Genomic DNA, 20,545 nt, shown 5'->3' with positions numbered 1-20,545 from the left:
TCGATCCCTACTTTAGTGGATTTAATACTTTTTCTAAATGTAATAAGATTAATAATCGCTTTTCTACTTTAGCAACGCCTGAAATAAATTCTTCTTCAAGTGAGCCAACAACTTCTGGTTGCGGTTCAATAGCACTTGCAGGAATATCAATAACGTCGTTAGCAGAATCTACTACAAAGCCTACTTCCATATCTTCTAATGAAATAATGATAATACGTGTTGTTTCTTCATGTTCAGAGATTGGTAATTCAAAACGTTCACGTAAATCAACAATCGGCGTGACAACACCTCGTAGATTGATTACACCTTTTACATAATTCGCTGTTTTCGGTACACGTGTGATATGCATTAACTTCTCGATTCCTTGTACATGAGACACAGGAATTGCATATTCTTTATCTGCTAATTGAAAAACAATTACTTTAATACTTTCTTGCTCCACTGCATTTGTCATACTTTACACCTCTCTTATTCATTCACCTTATTTAATTAGTGCGTTGCAATCTACAATTAAGGCTACTTTACCATTGCCTAAGATTGTTGCTCCTGAAATGGCAAAGATATTTGTTAAGTAATTTCCTAATGACTTCAAGACAATTTCTTGTTGGCCAATGAATGAATCCACTACTAAACCAGCAAGTTTTTCACCCTTACGGACAATCACTACTGAGTGGAATTCTTCATCTTGCGGCTCTTGACGAGGTACCTCAAAGATTTCTTCTAAGAATACCAATGGCACAACCTTGCCACGGAAGTCGATTACTTTTTGATTATGTGCATTCATAATCTCTGATGAACGGATAATAGATGTTTCAATAATAGAAGATAGTGGAATTGCATAAATTTCCTTTTCAATCTCCACAAGCATAACTGAAATGATCGATAATGTCAGTGGTAATTGAATTGAGAAGATGGATCCAACATCTTGAGTTGATTCAATTGAAATATTGCCACCTAGTGATTCAATCGTTGTTTTTACAACATCTAAACCTACTCCACGACCAGATACATCAGAAATGACATCTGCCGTTGAGAAGCCCGAAGCTAAAATAAGCTCATTAATTTGTTTATCAGACATTGAATAAGACTGTTCTTGCGTAACAATACCTTTTGAAATAGCTTTCGCTAATACTTTTTCTCGATTTATGCCCGCACCATCATCTTCAATTTCAATAAAGACGTAGTTACCGCTATGATACGCACGCAATACAACTGTTCCTTCTTCAGGCTTACCTTTTGCACGACGAGCAGTTGGATTTTCAATGCCATGATCCACAGAGTTACGGATTAAGTGAACAAGCGGATCTCCAATCTCATCGATGACTGTACGATCTAATTCTGTTTCAGCACCAATGATTTCGAGGTTGATTTTCTTATTTAAATCACGCGATAGCTGACGAATCATTTTCGGGAAACGATTGAAAACTGTTTCTACTGGTACCATGCGCATCGTTAAAATAATCGTTTGCAAATCACCCATCACACGACTCATTCGCTCTACTGTTTCATTTAGCTCGCCATGATTTACTTCAGTAGAGATTGATTGCAGTCGGCCACGATCAATGACAAGCTCCTCAAACAAGTTCATTAAAATATCCAGACGTTCTATATTTACACGAATTGTTTTATTACCTACAGGTGCATGATTTTTGTCAGCCTTTGCAGGTGCAGCTTCTTTGACCGGTTTCGCAACAGGCTCAGCTTTAGCAGCAGGTGTAGCAGTAGGGATTGCCTCTACCTCAACCACTGCTGTTGCAGTTGCTGCTACTTCTTGGTGAGCTTCGAATTCTTTTTCACTAAATTTCCTTTGGTCGATTGTTGTCACAATAACTTCATCAACTTCAGAAACTTTCATTAGCTTTTTCTGCATATCCTCTGCTGTTGTTTTTGTGACAAATGCAACATAAAACTGTTGATCAAACTGTTCGTCCTCAAGCTTTTCAACAGTTGGACTTGATTTAATGACATCCCCATCTTTTTCTAAAATCTCAAACACCATAAATACACGTGCTGCCTTTAAAAGGCAATCCTCGCGTAATGTTACTGAAATTTCAAAAGCATTGAAGCCTTGTTCAGCCGATTGTGTAATGACTGTTTGTTCAAATGAATCATATTCTAATACACTTTCAACAACTGGTGCAGCAACTGTTGCTACCACCTCTGGTACGGCTTCCTCACCTAATTCTATGCGCTTCAGCTGCGCAACAGTTGAAGAAACATCACGCTTACCATCTCCGCCGTTGGCAATATCCATTACCATTTCTTCTAAATGATCAACAGATTCAAATACGACATCTAAAATTTCAGGTGTTACATGAATCTTCTCATTACGGATAGCATCTAAAACATTCTCCATTTTGTGTGTTAAATCTGCTAAATCTTCAAAGCCCATTGTGGCAGACATACCTTTTAATGTATGTGCAGAGCGGAATATTTCCCCAACAATTGCCAAATCATCTGGATTTTTTTCTAACTCTAATAAGTGTTCACTACATGCTTGTAAATGCTCTTTACTTTCTTCAATAAACATCTCTAAATATTGATTGACTTCCATAAGAGGACACCCCTTTTAAGGCAAATATTTCATTATTGTTTGTGCAATATCATCTACATCTGCAACTTCATCAACAAGTTGCGTTTCTACTGCTGCTTTTGGCATACCATATACAATGCAAGTTTCTGCTGATTCGGCAATAGCAATGACATTGCCAGTATTTTTCAATGCTTTTAATCCATTAGAGCCATCATGGCCCATACCTGTCATAATCACTGCTACTTTATCAAAATCTTTATATTGACTAACATCTTCGAACATTACATCTACAGAAGGTCGATGGCCAGATCTTGGTGCTTCTTGATTATCAAGAACTATGCCAAAAGTCGTCCCTACTTTTCTAAGCTTTAAATGATAGCCGCCTGGTGCAATATAAGCCACTCCATTTTGCAAAATATCGCCCTGTTCAGCCTCTTTTACAGAAATTTCACTTAGCTGATCAAGTCGAGTCGCAAGCGATTTAGTAAATCCAGCAGGCATATGCTGAACAATTAATATAGGAGCTTGAATAGACTTAGGAATTTTAGTAACAACCTCCTGAAGTGCACGAGGTCCTCCTGTTGATGTGCCAATTAGCACAATCTTCTTTCCTACTTTACTCCATTCTACCATTGGTTTTGTTGCGACTACCTTAGTAGAAACAACATTTGTAGATGTGTTTGGTCGTCCATGCTGTTGTGGTTCCTTTATTACGGTACTCACCCTTGTCACTTTTTCTTGTTGTCTTTTACTACCAGAAGGTTTTTTCAATTTGGAAATTGGCACCATTGCAGCTTGCTCCACTTTGTGCACAAGTTCATTTTGAATTTTATGTAAATCAAGGGAGATGGTCCCGCTAGGCTTGGCGACAAAATCGACTGCACCGCCTTCAATTGCTGCAATTGCATTTTCTGTCCCACGTTGAGTGGTACTTGAGAGCATTACTACAGGAACCGGACATTGTATCATAATTTCTTTTAAAGCGTCGAGCCCATTCATTTCAGGCATCTCAATATCCATTGTCACAACGTTTGGCTTCAACGATTGTATCTTTTTGATCGCATCTTTTCCATTTCGAGCTGTTCCAACTACTTCCACCTTCGAGTTGCCAACAAAAAAGTCACTAATTAGCTTTCTCATAAAAGCAGAATCATCCACAACTAAAAGCTTGCTTTTATGTAAAAAGTCCAATTAATCACGCCCTTTCGAGAAAATACTTCTAAGTTTCGTTAAAAATTTTTTCGCAGTTTGATCATGCGCGTGTATTTCCTCTGCACGCTGCTCCATAAAACGAACTACTATAAGTTGTAATGTTTTTGATATTAATGCGTCTGGATAAGCAAGTGAAAATGGTACTTGCTCGCGCACTGCCTTACGCACAATAGGGTCTTCAGGTAATGAACCGAGAATGATTGTTTCTTTGTCTAAAAAACGTTTCATTGTTAACTTTAAACGTTCATTCGTTTCTATTCCTTCTTCTTTACTGAAAGCACGGTTACAAAGAATATAAAACTGCTTATCTGGATCTCGAACATGAATATACTTCATCATGGAGTATGCATCTGTAATAGAAGTAGGCTCCGCTGTTGAAATGACGATAATTTCATCAATGGATGTGAGTAAATCTAACGACCAATTTGTCGCACCAGCCCCCATATCAAATAAAATATAATCATAGTTTTTTTGAAGCTCTTCAAATGCTTGTATAAGTCGTTCAAACATACTATGTGACCAATCAAGCACACTTGTCATACCTGACCCACCTGAAATATACCTTAAATCGTAAGGCCCTTCAAATATTACCTCATCTAGTAACTTATTTCCTTCTAAGTAATCTTTTAAACTATAAGAAGCATTTTTCCCAATTAGAATATTGATATTCCCCATCCCAATATCCATATCTACAATGACAACTCTTTTCCCCTTTTGGGCCAAAGTCATGGCAAAATTCATAGTGAAGTTACTTTTACCTACTCCACCTTTGCCACTTACAACTGCAATTGCTCTACCTAGTTCGCCTTGCCGTCTCATCATTTTTAAGCGTAATGCTTCAGCTTGGTCTCTCATTTTTCTTCACCTTGAAAAAACAAATTAAGCACTGCTTCTAAATCAGCTTCTTCAATATCTTCTGGTACTTCTTGACCATTCGTATAGTAAGCAAGTCCTTTATTATATTTAATCATTAAATTGATCATTGTGCCAATAGAATTTGTTTCATCAATTTTTGTAAAAATGAATTTTTCAATTGGTAATTGTTTGAATTGATCAACAATATTCTCCAAATCCCTTTCTTTCGTTGTCATTGCAAGGACTAAATAAGATTCTGCATGATCATCGAATTTTATGAGACGTTGGAGATCATCAACATATTTGACTTCTTTATAATTACGACCAGCTGTATCAATAAAAACCAAATCTAAATGTGATAATCTTCGGATTGCTTGTTCAAAATCTGTTGCATTGTAAGCAATTTCAACAGGAGCTTGTAAAAGACCAGCATATGTTTTGAGCTGCTCTATTGCCGCAATCCGATAAGTATCTGTCGTAATAAAGCCAATCTTTTTCTTTTTTTCTAACACAGCTCTAGCAGCCATTTTGGCAATGGTTGTGGTCTTGCCAACACCTGTTGGTCCTAATATATTTATATATTTTCTTTCGTAGGACAATCCTCCAACAGGAAGTACTTCTAGCTTCTTACGGAGTAAATTTTTTGTTATTAATTTACACTGCGAGAAATTTATTTCTGACGCTTCTTTGAAATGCATAAAAAGCTCATCACCTATCGTTGTGATGAGCTCTTCACTTAGCTCTTGCTGTCTTAAGTATTCAATGAAGGGTAAGAGTTCATCGGGATATTGAGCTTGGGTAGTCTTTTTATGCATCGATTGCATTAATGATTTTAAATCAGCAATTTCTTTTCTCAATTCTTCTGAAATGCTAGTGTCCTCATGTACTGCTACATCATGGGGTGGTTCCTGATGTATTTTTGCTTGAATAGCATTTGTAATCTCTTGTAACCTTGCATTTTCTTTTTTTACTACAGGTAGTACAGCAGGTGTTGGTACAGAAGCCACTTGACGTGGCTCCATTGCATCAATACCTGCAACAACTTCAAAACTTTTCTTTTTTATCATGCCGAAAAATTTCTTTGTGATGACTACTTTTGAATTTAAAATGACTGCGTCCTCACCTAATTCTGCTCGGACTTGCTTCATCGCCTCTGGTATGGATGATGCATAATACTTTTTCATTTTCATTAAACATTCACCACCCCAACACTTTGAATTTCAACTGAAGCATCCAGTTCATTATAGGATAGAACCGGAATTTGCGGGAAATAACGCTCCGTTAGTTGTCGTAAATACATCCGAACTGCTGGAGAGCATAAAATAATAGCTGATTGCTCCATAAAGGAAACACGCTCTACTTCAGCTGCAATAGTTTCTAATACTGTTTGGGAATCTTGAGGGTCCATAGCTAAATAATTTCCATGATCCGTTTGCTGGATACTATCAGCAATCATTTTTTCTACTTTACCTGAAACCGTAATCACCTTTAATACCGAACTATCCCCAACATACTGCGCTGTAATTTGACGAGCCAATGATTGACGCACATATTCAGTTAAGATATCTGTATCACTCGTTAATTTTGCATAGTCTGCTAGTGTCTCAAAAATAATTGGTAAGTTACGTACAGACACATTTTCTCGAAGAAGCTTGCCCAATACCTTTTGAATTTCTCCAGTAGATAAAGGTGTAGGTGTCAATTCTTCTACTAAGATTGGATGTGATTCTCGTAAGTGATCGATTAACTGCTTAGTCTCTTGTCGCCCTAATAACTCATGAGCATTTGCTCGAATAATTTCTGTTAAGTGTGTTGAAACCACACTCGGTGGGTCCACAACCGTGTAACCGTACATTTCAGCATCCTCTTTTACTTGCTCTGTTATCCATTTAGCTGGTAATCCAAATGATGGCTCGACAGTGTCAATACCTTCAATGGAATCATCGTCGCCAGGACTCATCGCTAAATAATGATCTAGTAAAAGTTCGCCTCGTGCCATTTCATTTCCCTTTATTTTAATTCGATATTCATTTGGTTGAAGCTGAATATTGTCACGAATACGAACAACTGGGATAACGATTCCCAACTCTAATGCTAGCTGTCGACGTATCATGATAACACGGTCTAATAAGTCCCCACCTTGAGCGGCATCTACTAAGGGAATTAATCCGTAACCAAATTCGAATTCAATAGGGTCCACATTTAATAAATTCACAACATTCTCTGGGCTCTTCATGCCGTCAGTAGCCACTTCTTCTTCAATTTCCTGTAATTCTTCTTCATCCTCTGGTTTCTTACGCTCCATCATATAAGCTCCCGCAATTAGTGAAAGACCTATTGGCAGTGTTACCCAGTTTGGTATTGGGGTGAACAGCCCTAGTAATACAATGGTACCACCAGCTACATAGAGAAGCTTAGCTTGGGCAAATAATTGTCCTGTAATGTCCTGACCAAGACTTCCTTTAGAAGAAGCACGCGTTACGACAATCCCTGTAGCAGTTGAAATAAGCAACGCAGGAATTTGGGATACAATACCATCCCCTACTGTTAGTTTCGAAAAATGAGTTGCCGCTTCTGCAAAGGGAAGCCCCATTTGTACGACACCAATGATGATACCAAATAATAGGTTGATAATAACCATTACCATGGATGCAATGGCATCTCCCTTTACAAATTTTGTGGCCCCATCCATTGCTCCGTAAAAGTCCGCTTCTCCCGCTACTTTTTCACGTCGTTCACGCGCTTCTTTTTCGGAAATAATCCCTGCATTTAAGTCAGCATCAATACTCATTTGTTTACCTGGCATCGCATCCAGTGTGAAACGTGCCGCTACTTCAGCTACTCGTTCTGCACCTTTTGTAATTACAATAAACTGAATTAACACTAAAATTAAGAAGACGACTAAACCAACAAGTATATTTCCGCCAACTACGAAATCTCCAAAGGTTTCAACGACCGAACCTGCATCTCCATTTGCTAAGATTGCACGGGTTGTGGAAACACTTAATCCTAATCGGAACAAGGTTAATAATAAAATCACCGAAGGAAAAATGGAAAAATCCAATGCTTCTTTCATACTCATTGCTGTTAGCAGTACAATTAATCCTAATGTAATATTAATGACAATTAAAAAACTTAACATCCACGGAGGAAGAGGGATGATGAGCATCGCTACGATTAAAATAACCGCACCTAAAACCCCAATATCGCGAACTTTCATTTGTGTCCCTCCTACAAAAAGCCTTAAATTTTTCGCTTAATACGGTAAACATAAGCGAGTATCTCTGCTACTGCTTTGAAAAATTCCTCTGGTACCTGATCGCCTATTTCTACCTGATCATACATGGCACGTGCTAATGGCCTATTTTCAACCATAATTACATCATGCTCTTTGGCAATCAGTTTAATTTTTTGAGCAATAAAGTCTGTCCCCTTCGCAATAACACGAGGAGCATCCATACTGTCCTCATTATATTTGAGGGCAATTGCATAGTGAGTAGGGTTGGTAATAACTACATCCGCACTCGGAACCTCTGACATCATCCGTCTCATCGCCATCTCACGTTGACGTTGTTTGATTTTTGATTTAATCAGAGGGTCACCCTCACTATTTTTATATTCATCTTTAATATCTTGCTTAGACATTTTAAGATTTTTTTCGTACTCATGTTTTTGATACATCCAGTCTAAAATGGATACACAAAGTAATACTAAAGAAGCTGCTATGCCCATAATGCCAACAAGCTTCCCTACCGTAATGAGCGTCATCCATGGACTTTTAAAAGATAAGGCCAAAACTTCCGGTAAGTTTGACCAAATAATAATTGTTGTGACACTTCCGATAAAACCGATCTTTAAAACAGACTTTAATAACTCCACAATGGCTTTAACAGAAAATATCTTTTTTAGCCCTTTAATAGGGTCCATCTTTTTCAAATCAAACTTCATTGGCTCTAACGTAAAGAGAAAGCCAAACTGCAAAAAATTACCTGCAAGTGCTCCGACAAATGCAATTGCCATAATTGGCACAATGATAAAAGCCATTTGAATCAATGTTTCTGTAAATAAGCGCATCACACTATCAATAGTCAGTGCTTCGATGCGTATGTTATGAATAAAGGTTTGCCTGAAAAAGGATAGTAGCTCGTCGCGCAAAGAGCCTGCAAAGAAAAATAAAAAGATAAATACCATTAACATCACAATGGCACTAGAGATATCTTGACTCTTGACAACTTGCCCCTTTTTTCGAGCATCCTGTCGTTTCTTAGGGGTTGCCTTTTCTGTTTTTTCACCCGCAAAAAATTGTAGTTCTAAATTCAGTAGTAGTCTCATATTATCCACCACCTAAAATGGCCATTAAATCACGCATCCCATAAATCATAATCGTAATAAGCTTTTGAATAACTTGAATCATAACGGCCATCATTGTAAATAACACTAAAAAACTAACACCAATTTTAATAGGAAAACCGACAACAAATATATTCAGTTGCGGTACTGTTTTTGCAGTGATCCCTAAAGCTAAGTCGACCAAAAATAAGGTCGCTACAACAGGAGCAGCCATCTGGAATGCTATGGCGAAAACGGCTGTAAATGTTGTGATGATAAACTGCGGAAAGTTTTCGTTCATAAAACTAGGGAATTGATCCATCGGGAAAAATTGATAGCTGTAGTAGATTCCATTAAGAATCATATGATGGCCATCAATCGCTAACAATAAAAGCAGTGCTAGCATATTAAAAAACTGACCAATTAATGGACTTTGAGCACCTGTTTGCGGGTCAATTATATTGGCAATGGCAAAACCCATTTGAAAGTCGATAAAGCTTCCTGCAATTTGAATTGCGGACATGATGATATAGCCCATTAGACCGAGTAATAGTCCAACTAGTGCTTCTTTCACCACTAATAATATGTAATCATCATTGAATGCAAATGGCTCAACATCAATTGTATAGTACATCATCCAAGCTAAAACCAGTGCGAGAGTAATTTTGACTTGTGGTGGAATGGTTCTATATGAAAAAAAAGGAACCGTAGCAAAAAAGGCTGAGACACGTACAAGTACTAATAAGAAAACCGTTAGATGCGGAATTAATTCATTCATGTACTCACCCTATATAACGCGTTAAATTCTCAAATATGTCTCTCGCATAGCTTGTAACTTGAGATAGCATCCAAGGGCCGAAGAATACGATGGCCACTAAGACAGCAATAATTTTTGGTACAAATGCTAAAGTTTGCTCTTGTATCGAAGTTGTGGCTTGAAAGATACTTACCGCTAAACCAGAGATTAAAGCAACTAATAGTAGCGGACCGCTTGTTAGAAGGATAATCATTATAGCACGCTCTGCAATGGAAATAACCAACTCACCTGTCATACTGTATCATCCCCTAAAAACTTTGTAGTAACGATTTCATAACGAGATACCAGCCATCAACCAGTACAAATAATAAAATTTTAAATGGCAATGAAATCATTACTGGTGGTAACATCATCATCCCCATCGACATTAATGTACTCGCAACAATCATATCGATTACTAGGAATGGAATAAAAATCATAAAACCAATTTGAAATGCAGTTTTAATTTCACTTAAAGCAAAAGCAGGGACAAGCATAGTCAGCGGAATTTCCTCCACTGATGCTGGTTTTTCTGCTTGGTTATACGTTAAAAACAAATCAAGATCTTTTTGCCTAGTATGCTTACTCATAAACTCTTTAAATGGCACACTAGCACGGTCATAGGCTTCTTCTAAACCAATTTCTTCAGCAAACAATGGCTGTAGCGCCTCTTTATTGACCTCCTGAAAGGTTGGTGCCATGATAAAAAACGTTAAAAATAGTGCCAGACCAATGATCACTTGATTTGGTGGCATTTGCTGTGTTGCCAATGCTGTACGCACAAAGGATAAGACAATGACTATACGAGCAAAGGATGTCATTAAAATTAAAATACTTGGTGCAAGTGATAAGACAGTTAGTAAAAGTAAGAGCTTTACAGATGTCGAGACGTTCGTTGGATCGCTGTTGGAAAAAATATTGATTAAATCATTCATTTACCATCCTTCTCCTTCTGCTTCCATCTCTCTATCTCGTCACTACGCTCCTGTTTTATTTCGGATAGCTTTTTTTCAAATAAATTGCCGAATGAATCTTGTTTTTGTTGCTCATTTTGTACATTCACGCTATCTTTTTTCTTAAACTTAGAAAATACTTCTGCAATATACGGTGATGTTGCTGCAAGTTCTTGCCTATCATTATATAGGGCTAAAAGGGCTTCAACTTCTTCAGGATCTGTAATTTCTCGTAAAAGTTGAACGTCTTCTCCGACACCAACTAAATACAATGTTTTACCTACCTGTAAAAGCTGAACTGACTTTTGCGCACCTAACGATAAACCGCCTAAATTTTGTACCATTTGATTACGTTGGAAGTTTAAATTACGTTTATTTAAAAACTTCATCAATCCATAAAATAAAGCTACAACAAAAATAAGCGCCAAAACCATTTTTATGTATTCCCATGCAGATATGTCTCCAGCTGCTGTTACAGTTGTTTCTTGTTTAGCAGCTGGATCAGTCGTATCTCCATTACAAGCTTCTGGATCTTTAATGCAATCCGTGACACTATTCGTATCAGCATCTGCATAGACAGAAGTTGGTGTCGGGTACAAAAACAGGAAGGATACAAGAAATGCGAAAATCATCGTTAAACGAAATGATTTTAACATTTTCATGCAATCATCCTAGCGCTTTTTGAATCGCTTCAATTACACGATCTGCTTGGAAAGGTTTAACGATAAAATCTTTCGCACCAGCTTGAATTGCATCGATTACCATCGCTTGTTGCCCCATCGCTGAACACATGATTACAGTTGCACTTGGATCTGTTCCCTTAATTGCTTTAAGAGCAGCAATACCATCCATCTCTGGCATTGTGATATCCATTGTTACTAAATCTGGTTTTAGTTCATTGTACTTTTCGACAGCTTGTAAACCATCTGCTGCCTCTCCAACAACTTCAAATCCATTTTTTGATAAAATATCCTTGATCATCATGCGCATAAATGCAGCGTCGTCTACAATCAAAATTCTTTTAGACATGGTTAACTCCTCCAATTGAAACTATCTTAAATTATTTAAACGCTCTGCTTGACTTAAAACATCTGTAATACGGACACCAAAGTTTTCGTCAATGACAACGACTTCACCTTTAGCAATTAAACGGCTATTGACTAAAATATCAACAGGTTCCCCTGCTAATTTATCCAGTTCAATAATTGAACCACTTGATAGTTCTAAAATCTCTTTAACAGAACGCTTCGTACGTCCTAACTCTACAGTAACTTGCAATGGAATATCAAGTAGCATATTTAAATTTCTAGCTTCAGATTGAGAGATTACATTTGTATCGAAGCTAGCAAACTGTGCTTGTTGCACATTTACAGGCTGTGCAGGTCTCGCTGGTTGTGCAAATTGTTGTGGTTCCTGATAAATCGGTTGCTGCATTGGTGCTGACTGCTGCTGATATACTGGTTGTTCAGGTGGTGGTGCTACAGGCACATGCTGTTGAACAGGCGGTGGTGTAACTGGTGGAGCCTCAGGTGCAATCGTTGCAGCCACAGGTTCCTCAAACACTCCTGTTTCACCTAATAAAGATTTTACAATATTTTGACTGAATTTAAGCGGTAATAATTGCATTAAATTCGAATCAATTAAATTACCAATTCTTAATCTAAATGAAACTTTCACCAGCAAATCGTCTTCTGGAATATTTTCTCGACCTTCATCTTGTGAGATGTTCATTAAATCAATTGTCGGTGGAGAAATATCTACTTTTTTGTTGAAGACCGTCGACATAGATGTAGCAGCTGAGCCCATCATTTGATTCATAGCCTCTTGAACAGCACTTAGCTGAATCTCACCTAAGTCCGGCTTCGGATTTAATCCATCGCCACCTAACATTAAATCTGCGATAATTGCTGCATCAGATTGTTTAATAACAAGTAAATTCATACCTGTCAAACCAATTGTATATTCAACTTGTACAGCTACATATGGATGAGGAAATTCCTCTTCTAATTTATTGCGATTAATCATCGAAATACTTGGTGTAGTAATATCTACTTTTTGACCCAGTAACGCTGAAAGAGCTGTGGCAGAGCTACCAAAGGATATATTGCCTACCTCTCCTAATGCATCTTGTGCAAACGAATCAAGGTAATCCTCTACTCGTATCTCATTTATTTCTTCATTTGTTGAAGCATCAGTGTCGTTGTTTTTATCTCCCAACGTCTCGCCCCTTAATAGCGCTTCAATTTCTTCTTGGGAGAGCATTTCATCACTCATCTTCGTCTCCTCCTTTCAAAGGGTCGATAATCTGGATTGCTAATTTTTTGCCTTTCTTACCTGGTTGAACAGTGAATTTCGGCAATGTTCCTACTTTGAGTAGTAATGGTGCTTCAATTTTTTGATCTAACTGTATAACATCCCCAACCTGCATTGTTAGGAAATCTTCAATGGTGATGTCCGTCAAACCTAATTCAACTGAGAGTGGTAATTGGGCTTGTTTCACACGTGTTTCAAGCATTTTTGTTTGCTCTGGTGACATCTCTTTCGTATTAGTTTGCATCCAATAGCGAACCGAAAGATTTGGCACAATTGGCTCCAACACAACATGTGGAATACAAATATTAATCATACCGCTTGTCTCACCAATAATCGTATTTAACGAGATTACGACAACCGTTTCATTGGGTGAAATCATTTGTAAAAATTGTGGATTAACTTCAAGTTCTACTAATATGGGATCGATTTCCGCAACATTTTCCCATGCTTCACGTAAATTGTCGAATGAGCGTTCAAAAAGGTTTGTCATAATTTTAGTTTCAATTTCCGTTAGGTTATCTACATTACTATGACTTGCCCCACTACCGCCCATTAGGCGATCTAGCATTGAATAGGCAATATTCGGATTGATTTCCATCAATATATTACCATCTAATGGTGGCACTTCAAATACATTAATGAGTGTCATATTCGGAATGGAACGGACAAACTCTTCAAATGGTATTTGGTCTACTGAGGCAACCGTAATTTGCACATAGCTTCTAAGCTGTGCAGAGAAAAAGGTTGTCAATAATCGTGCAAAATTTTCATGTATTCGGGTCAAACTTCGGATTTGATCTTTTGAGAATCGAAGTGCTCGCTTAAAATCATAAACTTTAACCTTACGTCCCTCGTCCTCTTTTTTTATGTCATCCGCTGACATCTCCCCTGTCGATATAGCGGAAAGCAGCGCATCTATCTCGGATTGAGATAACACATCTCCTGCCATTTGCCCACCTCCAATTCAAGCAGTTTCTGTTTTATTGAGTAATGAAGGAGGTAAAATATACTTCCTGAACTTCTCCCTCTTGCATCAATTCATTTAATCTTGTTTTCAATGATTTTTGGAAAATTTGTTTTCCTTGCTTACCTTCTAAATCCTTTTGCTCCATTTCAGAAAGCTCTTGAATGGCGATGTTTTGCACTTGGAAAACGCGCTTTGTTAATTCTGCAGCAGCATCTTTACTTGTCGTTTGAATTTTCAATGACAAGCGCACAACTCTTTTATCTGCAAGATTTGTCGTGATCTCTGGTATCTCCACTGTTGCCTCTACAATCTCATCAATGGACGGCTCAACAGCCCCTGTTGGTTTATTAAATTGGGTAAGCAATACAAACAAAATAACCCCAATCAGAATGACTGCTACTAGTAAAATAATAATCATCGTTAGCATTTTATTATTCTTCATCTTCTTCACCTCGTAGATGCGGGTTGGATAGTACTTGTATATTGTTATAAAAGGCAGTTACCTTTTGTCGCACCTCTTCTTCACTCTCTAAAACAATTAATTTTGTTCCAGTTGTTAAAGTAATAGTCGTATCTGGAAATGATTCGACTGTTTCTATGTATAAAGCATTTAATGTAAATGCTTTGCCATTTAGACGTGTTAGTTCAATCATGAATTAGGGCCGGGTCTAGCATGAGAGCCGGCCCGACCCTCCCTCATATGAAAATATGTTTGTTAAAACGTCCGTTATGAAAGGACTATATTATTATCGTTTTAAGTTTACTAGTTCTTGTAGAATTTCATCAGATGTCGTGATGATACGTGTATTTGACTGGAAGCCCCGCTGTGCAACAATCATCTCTGTAAACTCCTCTGAAAGGTCCACATTTGACATTTCAAGTGCCCCAGAAACGGCTTTACCTATCCCACCTTCAGTACCAGCTGCAAAATAAGGATCTCCTGAGTTAGCAGTTGGTACGTAATAATTTCCACCAGACTTTTCAAGTCCTCCTGCATTTGCAAATTTCGCCATAACAAGTTGACCAGCATAATGTAAAACGCCATCTTTACTAACAAAAGTCACTTTACCATCTAATCCAATAGACATTGATTGAGCATTCGTAGGGATTTGGATAAAGCCTACATTACCTGCTAGATCTGCTGCAGGATCAATCGTTTCAGGAACAACAGGTGCTGGGTCTACTGCTGTACCTCCAGACGGTGTTAAGTCTTGATAATTACTCAAATCATCTGGAGTCGTTGGGTCAAACGATGGATTCTGAGGAGATGATTCCGCTAAAGTCGTAACAGCCATCATATAATTACCATCTGCGTTTACCAAGAAACCATCTTTATCTAAATAAAAGTTTCCCGCACGTGTATATTTTAAATCTGAAATTGGAGCAACAGGCCCTGTAGAGTTAGCATCATAACCTGCTGCAATAAAAAAGCCATCCCCTTCAATAGCCAAATCTAAAACTCGTCCCGTACTTTGAAGTGAACCTCCTCCATGAATGGTATCAATCGCAGCAAGTTGTGAACCTAGTCCTACTTGTTTAGCGTTTGTGCCCCCAATAGTGCCTGTTGGACCTGAGGCACCTGCCTGTGTTTGAGACATTAAATCTTTGAAAATTACTCGCCCTTTTTTAAAACCATAAGTGTTCACGTTGGCGATATTATTACCAATCACATCTAGCTTTGTTTGGAAGTTTTTAAGACCTGAAATACCTGAATACATAGAACGTAACATATGTTTTCGTTCTCCCTTCGTTTTATATAGGTGAGCCTCTATCAATCAGCATCACCAAGGCTTCCTTACGTAAGAAGGTCCAGCCTTTAAAGCACAATCGTGCCATCAATATTTGTAAATAACTGCTGTTTTGCTTCCGTGCGATCCATTGCTGTAATGACAGTAGCGTTTTTAGCACTGACAATTAAAGCTGCTTGATCCATCAAGACTAATGGCTGTTTGACACCTTTTGAGTGTGCTTCAAATACCTTATCCGATACAACCTGCCATTCTTGTTCAGAGATATTAATTTTGCGCTCTATAATACGTTCATTCGCATGCTTACTCACCTTTAGCTCTTGTTTAGAAGCTTCCTGTAAATGTGCTTTAAATGATGGTTGCGTATTGATTGGCTTAGGTTGTGTTGTACGAATAGATGGATGCAAGGGTACACGATGAATTGAAAACTTATCCATCACTTTTCTCCACCTTTATTCGCTAATAACCGTAAAATCTTTATCCGTTAATCTTTTATCATTATCTAATACGTAATTAATGACCCCATCTTTATTGGAAACAGAGACGATTCGTCCTTTTAATTCTTGGTCACCGTCTTTATACGATACATTTTTACCAATCAATTGGCTAGCTTTCACTAATGGAGATTCTGATACATTATTATTGCCATTTGAACTAGAATCGCTTGCTCCACCTAAAATACCAGATATATTACCAGGAGCAATCTCTTTTCCGTCAGCTAATTTGAAAACAACGTTACCATTTACAAATTTGAGGGATTCGATGACGCCTGTTCCTTCATTAACCACAGGATTTCCTTTTTCATCTTTCTCCTCTGAAATCTCATGCCATTTGACTTCTTTGCCAATAAAAGTTGTATAACTCATCATCTGTGTTTGTTGCTGTGATGCTAATAAAGATTCCATGGCCTTTGTCATATTTTGCATTTGCTCTAAAGAAGAAAATTGCGCCATTTGAGAAATAAATTCTCGATCATCCATTGGATTCGTTGGATCCTGATGCTGTAATTGTGTAATTAACAATTGTAAAAAAGCATCCTTGCCAAGCTCACTATTTCCTGTTTGCTTCATTGGCTTCTGATAATTCGAGTAGTAAAGATCATCTGTTATCGAATTATTTGTCACTTTCGTTGTTGCATCTGCCATTATTACACCTCCTCACTTATTAAATAGTCACTAAAGGACATTCCTTCATCTTCATCATCACTTTTTTGATCCTGTTCTTCGTCTTGCTGTTGTTTAAAGAAATTATTGAAGAAATTTTGATCACGTTGTTGTCGATCGGCATCTTGTAGTGATTGTGCAATATCAAGGCGGTCTACTTGAATATTTTGCTGAGCAAATGCCTGTTTTAGCTGGTGTGCTTGACTATCAAGCAATTCACGTCCATGGGTTGTGGAAGCCAGTAAACGGGCTGTTAGAACACCATCATTTTGTACAAGTTCAATACGAACCGTCCCTAGGTTTTCTGGATATAATTTTATGGTTAAACGTGTAATCCCTTGTGCATTAGAGATCTGTGCTCGATTGATGATGGCTTGCATTTCCTTTAATAAAGCTTCTGATTGCGCAGGCTTAGCCGTTGGTAATGTTACATGGAATGTGTCTGGTTTGGTTTGTACCGTTTGTGGTGTAACTATATCAGTCGTACTTGTTTCACTTTGCTTCGTCACTTGGACTTGCTGAACAACTTGCTGGAAGCCTTGTAATGGCAATGTCACAGTTGTTTTAGTTGTTATTTCCTGCATCGTACCTACTTGCGTTTGCAATGACGTTAATAGGCTCTTAACCGTCGTTAACAGGTTTTCTTGCGATGCAGTTAAGTCTGTTTTTTGGCCTACTAATTGCACTAATTTCAACACTTGAAGAAGTTGTGACGCCTCTTTTGGTGTCACTTGACCTTCACCTTGTAATGCTGTGCTTATATTTGCCTGTAGTACCGGTGCTTGGGCATCTACTACTGATAATAGCTCCCAAACATCACTCGCTTCCTTTTCTTCTCCTAGAAGCTGTTGAATTATTTTTTGAAGCTGCTCTTCATCAATACCTAATGCATTTAGTATATTTTCTAAATGTAGCATTTCATCCATTGCCACTGCCTTACCGTCTTCTCCTAGCTGAAGCACTAGTAAACCATCATCGTGGGAAATCCCCAGTAAATCTAGTACTTCCTCCATTGAATCAGCATTTAAAACCGCTTGTAAATCTGCTAGCTCATTTGTGGAAGTCGTCTGTGATGCTTGGGTTGATTGAGATGAAGAAGATAAAACTTGCCCAAAAACAGAACCGAAATTTGATAAACTTTCTTTCTTTTGTGTGCCACCTAATTTTTCTTCAGCGGTACCAACTGCTGCTGACTTTGTTGCTGCAGTTTTAGTAGGCGCTGATTTATTGATCATTTGCATCATCGCTACATCCATTAATCTTTCACCTCCTTTCAATTACCCTATTGTTTAGCCATAAGCTCGGTATATTTTGCTGCGTCTTTTGCATCCATTTTCTCTAAAATGGCTGCTAGCTTATCCGGCTTTAAATTCGTTATAATTCGCAACGCTTCCGTATCACTCATATTGACCAGTACAGGTGCTGCAGCTTTGGGTGACATCTTATCAAACGTTGATAAAATATCATTAAAATCACGCTTTACATCATCTTGTTCACGATTCAATTTTTCAATTTCAAATTGAAGTTGTTCTTTTTCTGTCAGCAACTTCTCTTTATCCGTTATTGTTGAATCTAATTTTTTTTGAAGCTGTGTAATTTCTGCTTCCTTTTCTTGTATCTCTGCCTGTAAACTCACTATTTTAGAGTCGTTATTAACGACAGCATCCTTCGCTTGTTGTTCTTCTGACGGCATAAAAGGTAAATTACCAATTGCCTTTTTTCCTAAATCAAAGACATTTGTATTCATTAATGTTGCCACAACAAGCAAAACCGCTACTACAAACATAATCGGCAGTACAATCCAAGTAAAAAACTTTAGAAAGCCCCCAGATTTTTTCTTTGGTTGCTCTTCTACTAATTCTGTTGCTAATCGATTGTCTTTCTTTGCCATGAAATCACCTGATTTCTTTCTTGTTATACGTTTGTAATGAAATCTCATCTAAAAAAAGGCTTTCTATACGATCTTGCTCTTGTTGGAAATGTTTAAAATCCTTTTCTCTCATTTTTTCAAATTTACGTACTTCCAAGTTTTTTTCTAATAGTTTTTCTTCGTGCCAATTCATCTTTGCACGAGCTTGAATCACTTTCTGTTGCACATCTGCAATTGTTTTCTCGAGACTGTCAATAAAACGACTATAATGATGGATTTCATCTATCGATGAGCCGATCATTAAACGCTCCTGTTGAAACCCAATTAAATCTTCTTTCTTTTTTAGCAATTCATATAATTTCTTTGCTATTTCTTCAAAAGAACGGACAGATTCTTTATAAGCCATTTCGGTTTCGTTTTTTTCCTGTTCGCGAATAGTTAACACTTTTTCAAAACGATACACATAACTGACCATCTATTTCGCACCACCGTTCGATAATGTTATTAACTCATTGACACTTTCTTCTAATGTCACTTTATCTAAGTAACCCTGTTTAAGATAAGCAGTAATAAGCGGTTCATAATAAATTGCTTCATCAATTTCTTTAGAAGTCCCTCTTTTATAAGCCCCAATATTGATCAAATCCTCAGATTTGTCATATGTATAATAGAGTTCTCTTAATCGTTCAGCAGCTTTTTTATGAGTTGGCTCTGCAACATGGTTCATCAAGCGACTCACACTTTTCAAGACATTGATGGCTGGATATTGCCCTTTGTTGGCAAGATTTCGATCCAATACAATATGACCATCTAATATCCCTCGCACAGTATCCGCAATGGGCTCATTCATATCGTCCCCATCTACTAAAACGGTATAAAATGCTGTTATAGACCCCTTTTCATTGGTGCCTGTTCGTTCTAGTAATTTAGGTAATATCGCAAAAACAGAAGGCGTATATCCTTTTTGTGCAGGTGGTTCACCCGTGGCAAGTCCAATTTCACGTTGTGCCATCGCCACACGTGTAACGGAATCCATCATTAGCATGACATTTAAGCCTCGATTTCTAAAATATTCGGCGATTGCTGTGGCTGTAAATGCCCCTTTAATCCGCATTAATGCAGGTTGATCTGAAGTAGCTGCAACAACAATGGACCGACTTAGACCTTCAGCGCCTAAATCACGTTCGATGAATTCTCGAACCTCACGACCACGCTCCCCTATTAACGCAATGACATTCAAATCTGCTTGAGTATTTCTTGCGATCATACCAAGTAATGTACTTTTACCTACCCCAGAACCAGCGAAAATACCAACACGTTGTCCATTACCAACTGTTAGCATGCCGTCAATAGCCTTCACTCCGACTTCAAGCCTTTCATTAATCGGTGGACGAGTCAGTGGGTTTGGTGGATCTTGTTCAGTGGGAACTGTCATTAGTCCCTTAGGCAATAAAGTACCATCAATTGGATTCCCCATAGAATCCAATACTTTACCAATTAACTCAGGGCCCACTTTTACTTCCAATGGAGCACCCGTCCCTTCGACAAGGCAGCCGATCGATATTTCGCGTAAGGAGGTAAAAGGCATTAAGACGACTATTTCATCTTTAAAACCAACAACCTCTGCTAAAATAATCTGATGACCATTATTTACAGTTTCCACATGAATTTTACAGACATCACCTATGGAACTATCTGGACCTTGCGACTCAATCATCAAGCCAACAACTCTAGTAACTCTACCAAACTTTTTAAAAGTAGGTATATGAGGAATATGTTCAATTAATTGAGCCACTTTCATCAAGA

The 20,545-nt window shown here is 37.9% G+C and carries 23 protein-coding genes; all 23 read right to left on the bottom strand.

The genetic code is table 11. From position 1 onward, the window contains the following. Window positions 1–7 precede the first annotated feature (7 nt). Entirely contained in the window at window positions 8–454 is a 447-nt protein-coding gene (locus ACEVFT_RS08215) for a chemotaxis protein CheW (protein WP_205441962.1), read from the bottom strand. A 27-nt stretch (window positions 455–481) separates the two neighbouring features. Continuing rightward, window positions 482–2,554, bottom strand: coding sequence for a chemotaxis protein CheW (locus ACEVFT_RS08210; RefSeq protein ID WP_342534081.1), 2,073 nt, complete (start codon window positions 2,552–2,554; stop codon window positions 482–484). Between the two features lie 15 nt (window positions 2,555–2,569). After that, on the bottom strand, window positions 2,570–3,724 hold the full coding sequence (locus ACEVFT_RS08205) for a protein-glutamate methylesterase/protein-glutamine glutaminase (protein ID WP_205441960.1): 1,155 nt from the start codon (window positions 3,722–3,724) through the stop codon (window positions 2,570–2,572). Further along, the gene (locus tag ACEVFT_RS08200) at window positions 3,725–4,600 is read right to left on the bottom strand and encodes a MinD/ParA family protein (protein WP_205441959.1); all 876 of its coding nucleotides are present in this window, start codon (window positions 4,598–4,600) and stop codon (window positions 3,725–3,727) included. It abuts the gene before it with no gap. Then, a complete protein-coding gene (gene flhF / locus ACEVFT_RS08195) occupies window positions 4,597–5,790 on the bottom strand; it encodes a flagellar biosynthesis GTPase FlhF (RefSeq protein WP_393949181.1) in 1,194 nt (397 codons plus the stop codon). Before flhF ends, ACEVFT_RS08200 begins: the two co-directional genes overlap by 4 nt. Further along, complete coding sequence (gene flhA, locus ACEVFT_RS08190; protein ID WP_205441957.1) at window positions 5,790–7,820, bottom strand: flagellar biosynthesis protein FlhA; 2,031 nt, start codon at window positions 7,818–7,820, stop codon at window positions 5,790–5,792. Before flhA ends, flhF begins: the two co-directional genes overlap by 1 nt. 23 nt (window positions 7,821–7,843) lie before the next feature. Beyond that, window positions 7,844–8,932: a flagellar biosynthesis protein FlhB gene (gene flhB, locus ACEVFT_RS08185; RefSeq protein WP_205441956.1), complete on the bottom strand. Its 1,089-nt coding sequence runs from the start codon at window positions 8,930–8,932 to the stop codon at window positions 7,844–7,846. 1 nt (window position 8,933) lies between these two features. After that, window positions 8,934–9,707 carry a flagellar biosynthetic protein FliR gene (gene fliR, locus ACEVFT_RS08180; RefSeq protein WP_048391595.1) on the bottom strand — a complete coding sequence of 258 codons (774 nt, stop codon included), beginning with the start codon at window positions 9,705–9,707 and terminating at the stop codon, window positions 8,934–8,936. Window positions 9,708–9,711: 4 nt separating this feature from the next. Next, window positions 9,712–9,981 carry a flagellar biosynthesis protein FliQ gene (gene fliQ / locus ACEVFT_RS08175; RefSeq protein WP_004269285.1) on the bottom strand — a complete coding sequence of 90 codons (270 nt, stop codon included), beginning with the start codon at window positions 9,979–9,981 and terminating at the stop codon, window positions 9,712–9,714. A gap of 13 nt (window positions 9,982–9,994) precedes the next feature. Then, a complete protein-coding gene (gene fliP / locus ACEVFT_RS08170) occupies window positions 9,995–10,660 on the bottom strand; it encodes a flagellar type III secretion system pore protein FliP (RefSeq protein WP_205441955.1) in 666 nt (221 codons plus the stop codon). Continuing rightward, window positions 10,657–11,334 carry a flagellar biosynthetic protein FliO gene (locus tag ACEVFT_RS08165; RefSeq protein ID WP_342534079.1) on the bottom strand — a complete coding sequence of 226 codons (678 nt, stop codon included), beginning with the start codon at window positions 11,332–11,334 and terminating at the stop codon, window positions 10,657–10,659. The genes fliP and ACEVFT_RS08165 overlap by 4 nt, the downstream gene beginning before the upstream one ends. A 10-nt stretch (window positions 11,335–11,344) precedes the next feature. Next, entirely contained in the window at window positions 11,345–11,707 is a 363-nt protein-coding gene (locus ACEVFT_RS08160; RefSeq protein WP_004269288.1) for a response regulator, read from the bottom strand. A 21-nt stretch (window positions 11,708–11,728) separates the two neighbouring features. Then, complete coding sequence (gene fliY / locus ACEVFT_RS08155; protein ID WP_205441952.1) at window positions 11,729–12,952, bottom strand: flagellar motor switch phosphatase FliY; 1,224 nt, start codon at window positions 12,950–12,952, stop codon at window positions 11,729–11,731. Continuing rightward, window positions 12,945–13,940, bottom strand: a complete 996-nt coding sequence (gene fliM, locus ACEVFT_RS08150; protein WP_004269290.1) for a flagellar motor switch protein FliM — start codon at window positions 13,938–13,940, stop codon at window positions 12,945–12,947. Before fliM ends, fliY begins: the two co-directional genes overlap by 8 nt. 31 nt (window positions 13,941–13,971) lie before the next feature. After that, a complete protein-coding gene (gene fliL, locus ACEVFT_RS08145; protein WP_004269291.1) occupies window positions 13,972–14,400 on the bottom strand; it encodes a flagellar basal body-associated protein FliL in 429 nt (142 codons plus the stop codon). Next, complete coding sequence (locus tag ACEVFT_RS08140) at window positions 14,390–14,611, bottom strand: flagellar FlbD family protein (RefSeq protein ID WP_205441951.1); 222 nt, start codon at window positions 14,609–14,611, stop codon at window positions 14,390–14,392. Before ACEVFT_RS08140 ends, fliL begins: the two co-directional genes overlap by 11 nt. A 93-nt stretch (window positions 14,612–14,704) precedes the next feature. Continuing rightward, window positions 14,705–15,688 (bottom strand): flagellar hook-basal body complex protein, encoded by a 984-nt coding sequence (locus ACEVFT_RS08135; RefSeq protein WP_342442694.1) that lies wholly within the window; start codon window positions 15,686–15,688, stop codon window positions 14,705–14,707. An 86-nt stretch (window positions 15,689–15,774) separates the two neighbouring features. Next, window positions 15,775–16,143, bottom strand: a complete 369-nt coding sequence (locus ACEVFT_RS08130) for a TIGR02530 family flagellar biosynthesis protein (RefSeq protein ID WP_205441949.1) — start codon at window positions 16,141–16,143, stop codon at window positions 15,775–15,777. Window positions 16,144–16,158: 15 nt separating this feature from the next. After that, window positions 16,159–16,851 (bottom strand): flagellar hook assembly protein FlgD, encoded by a 693-nt coding sequence (gene flgD, locus ACEVFT_RS08125; RefSeq protein WP_342442693.1) that lies wholly within the window; start codon window positions 16,849–16,851, stop codon window positions 16,159–16,161. A 2-nt stretch (window positions 16,852–16,853) separates the two neighbouring features. Then, on the bottom strand, window positions 16,854–18,125 hold the full coding sequence (locus ACEVFT_RS08120; protein ID WP_393949175.1) for a flagellar hook-length control protein FliK: 1,272 nt from the start codon (window positions 18,123–18,125) through the stop codon (window positions 16,854–16,856). A 26-nt stretch (window positions 18,126–18,151) separates the two neighbouring features. Continuing rightward, on the bottom strand, window positions 18,152–18,760 hold the full coding sequence (locus ACEVFT_RS08115) for a MotE family protein (protein ID WP_342442691.1): 609 nt from the start codon (window positions 18,758–18,760) through the stop codon (window positions 18,152–18,154). 4 nt (window positions 18,761–18,764) lie between these two features. Further along, window positions 18,765–19,214, bottom strand: coding sequence for a flagellar export protein FliJ (gene fliJ / locus ACEVFT_RS08110; RefSeq protein ID WP_393949174.1), 450 nt, complete (start codon window positions 19,212–19,214; stop codon window positions 18,765–18,767). Further along, window positions 19,215–20,540: a flagellar protein export ATPase FliI gene (fliI, locus tag ACEVFT_RS08105; protein ID WP_205441945.1), complete on the bottom strand. Its 1,326-nt coding sequence runs from the start codon at window positions 20,538–20,540 to the stop codon at window positions 19,215–19,217. Between the last annotated feature and the right edge of the window lie 5 nt (window positions 20,541–20,545).

Source organism: Lysinibacillus sp. PWR01, assembly GCF_043359455.1.
Taxonomy (GTDB): Bacteria; Bacillota; Bacilli; order Bacillales_A; family Planococcaceae; genus Lysinibacillus; species Lysinibacillus fusiformis_F.
The sequence above is the reverse complement of the archived record's forward strand: the minus strand, read 5'-3'. Positions and strand labels throughout refer to the sequence as shown.

Coding starts and splice junctions, on each gene's coding strand:
- ACEVFT_RS08215 (WP_205441962.1), bottom strand. CDS start 454: ATGACAAATGCAGTGGAGCAAGAAAGTATTAAAGTAATTGTTTTTCAA.
- ACEVFT_RS08210 (WP_342534081.1), bottom strand. CDS start 2,554: ATGGAAGTCAATCAATATTTAGAGATGTTTATTGAAGAAAGTAAAGAG.
- ACEVFT_RS08200 (WP_205441959.1), bottom strand. CDS start 4,600: ATGAGAGACCAAGCTGAAGCATTACGCTTAAAAATGATGAGACGGCAA.
- flhF (WP_393949181.1), bottom strand. CDS start 5,790: ATGAAAATGAAAAAGTATTATGCATCATCCATACCAGAGGCGATGAAG.
- flhA (WP_205441957.1), bottom strand. CDS start 7,820: ATGAAAGTTCGCGATATTGGGGTTTTAGGTGCGGTTATTTTAATCGTA.
- flhB (WP_205441956.1), bottom strand. CDS start 8,932: ATGAGACTACTACTGAATTTAGAACTACAATTTTTTGCGGGTGAAAAA.
- fliR (WP_048391595.1), bottom strand. CDS start 9,707: ATGAATGAATTAATTCCGCATCTAACGGTTTTCTTATTAGTACTTGTA.
- fliQ (WP_004269285.1), bottom strand. CDS start 9,981: ATGACAGGTGAGTTGGTTATTTCCATTGCAGAGCGTGCTATAATGATT.
- fliP (WP_205441955.1), bottom strand. CDS start 10,660: ATGAATGATTTAATCAATATTTTTTCCAACAGCGATCCAACGAACGTC.
- ACEVFT_RS08165 (WP_342534079.1), bottom strand. CDS start 11,334: ATGTTAAAATCATTTCGTTTAACGATGATTTTCGCATTTCTTGTATCC.
- ACEVFT_RS08160 (WP_004269288.1), bottom strand. CDS start 11,707: ATGTCTAAAAGAATTTTGATTGTAGACGACGCTGCATTTATGCGCATG.
- fliY (WP_205441952.1), bottom strand. CDS start 12,952: ATGAGTGATGAAATGCTCTCCCAAGAAGAAATTGAAGCGCTATTAAGG.
- fliM (WP_004269290.1), bottom strand. CDS start 13,940: ATGGCAGGAGATGTGTTATCTCAATCCGAGATAGATGCGCTGCTTTCC.
- fliL (WP_004269291.1), bottom strand. CDS start 14,400: ATGAAGAATAATAAAATGCTAACGATGATTATTATTTTACTAGTAGCA.
- ACEVFT_RS08140 (WP_205441951.1), bottom strand. CDS start 14,611: ATGATTGAACTAACACGTCTAAATGGCAAAGCATTTACATTAAATGCT.
- ACEVFT_RS08135 (WP_342442694.1), bottom strand. CDS start 15,688: ATGTTACGTTCTATGTATTCAGGTATTTCAGGTCTTAAAAACTTCCAA.
- ACEVFT_RS08130 (WP_205441949.1), bottom strand. CDS start 16,143: ATGGATAAGTTTTCAATTCATCGTGTACCCTTGCATCCATCTATTCGT.
- flgD (WP_342442693.1), bottom strand. CDS start 16,851: ATGGCAGATGCAACAACGAAAGTGACAAATAATTCGATAACAGATGAT.
- ACEVFT_RS08120 (WP_393949175.1), bottom strand. CDS start 18,125: ATGGATGTAGCGATGATGCAAATGATCAATAAATCAGCGCCTACTAAA.
- ACEVFT_RS08115 (WP_342442691.1), bottom strand. CDS start 18,760: ATGGCAAAGAAAGACAATCGATTAGCAACAGAATTAGTAGAAGAGCAA.
- fliJ (WP_393949174.1), bottom strand. CDS start 19,214: ATGGTCAGTTATGTGTATCGTTTTGAAAAAGTGTTAACTATTCGCGAA.
- fliI (WP_205441945.1), bottom strand. CDS start 20,540: ATGAAAGTGGCTCAATTAATTGAACATATTCCTCATATACCTACTTTT.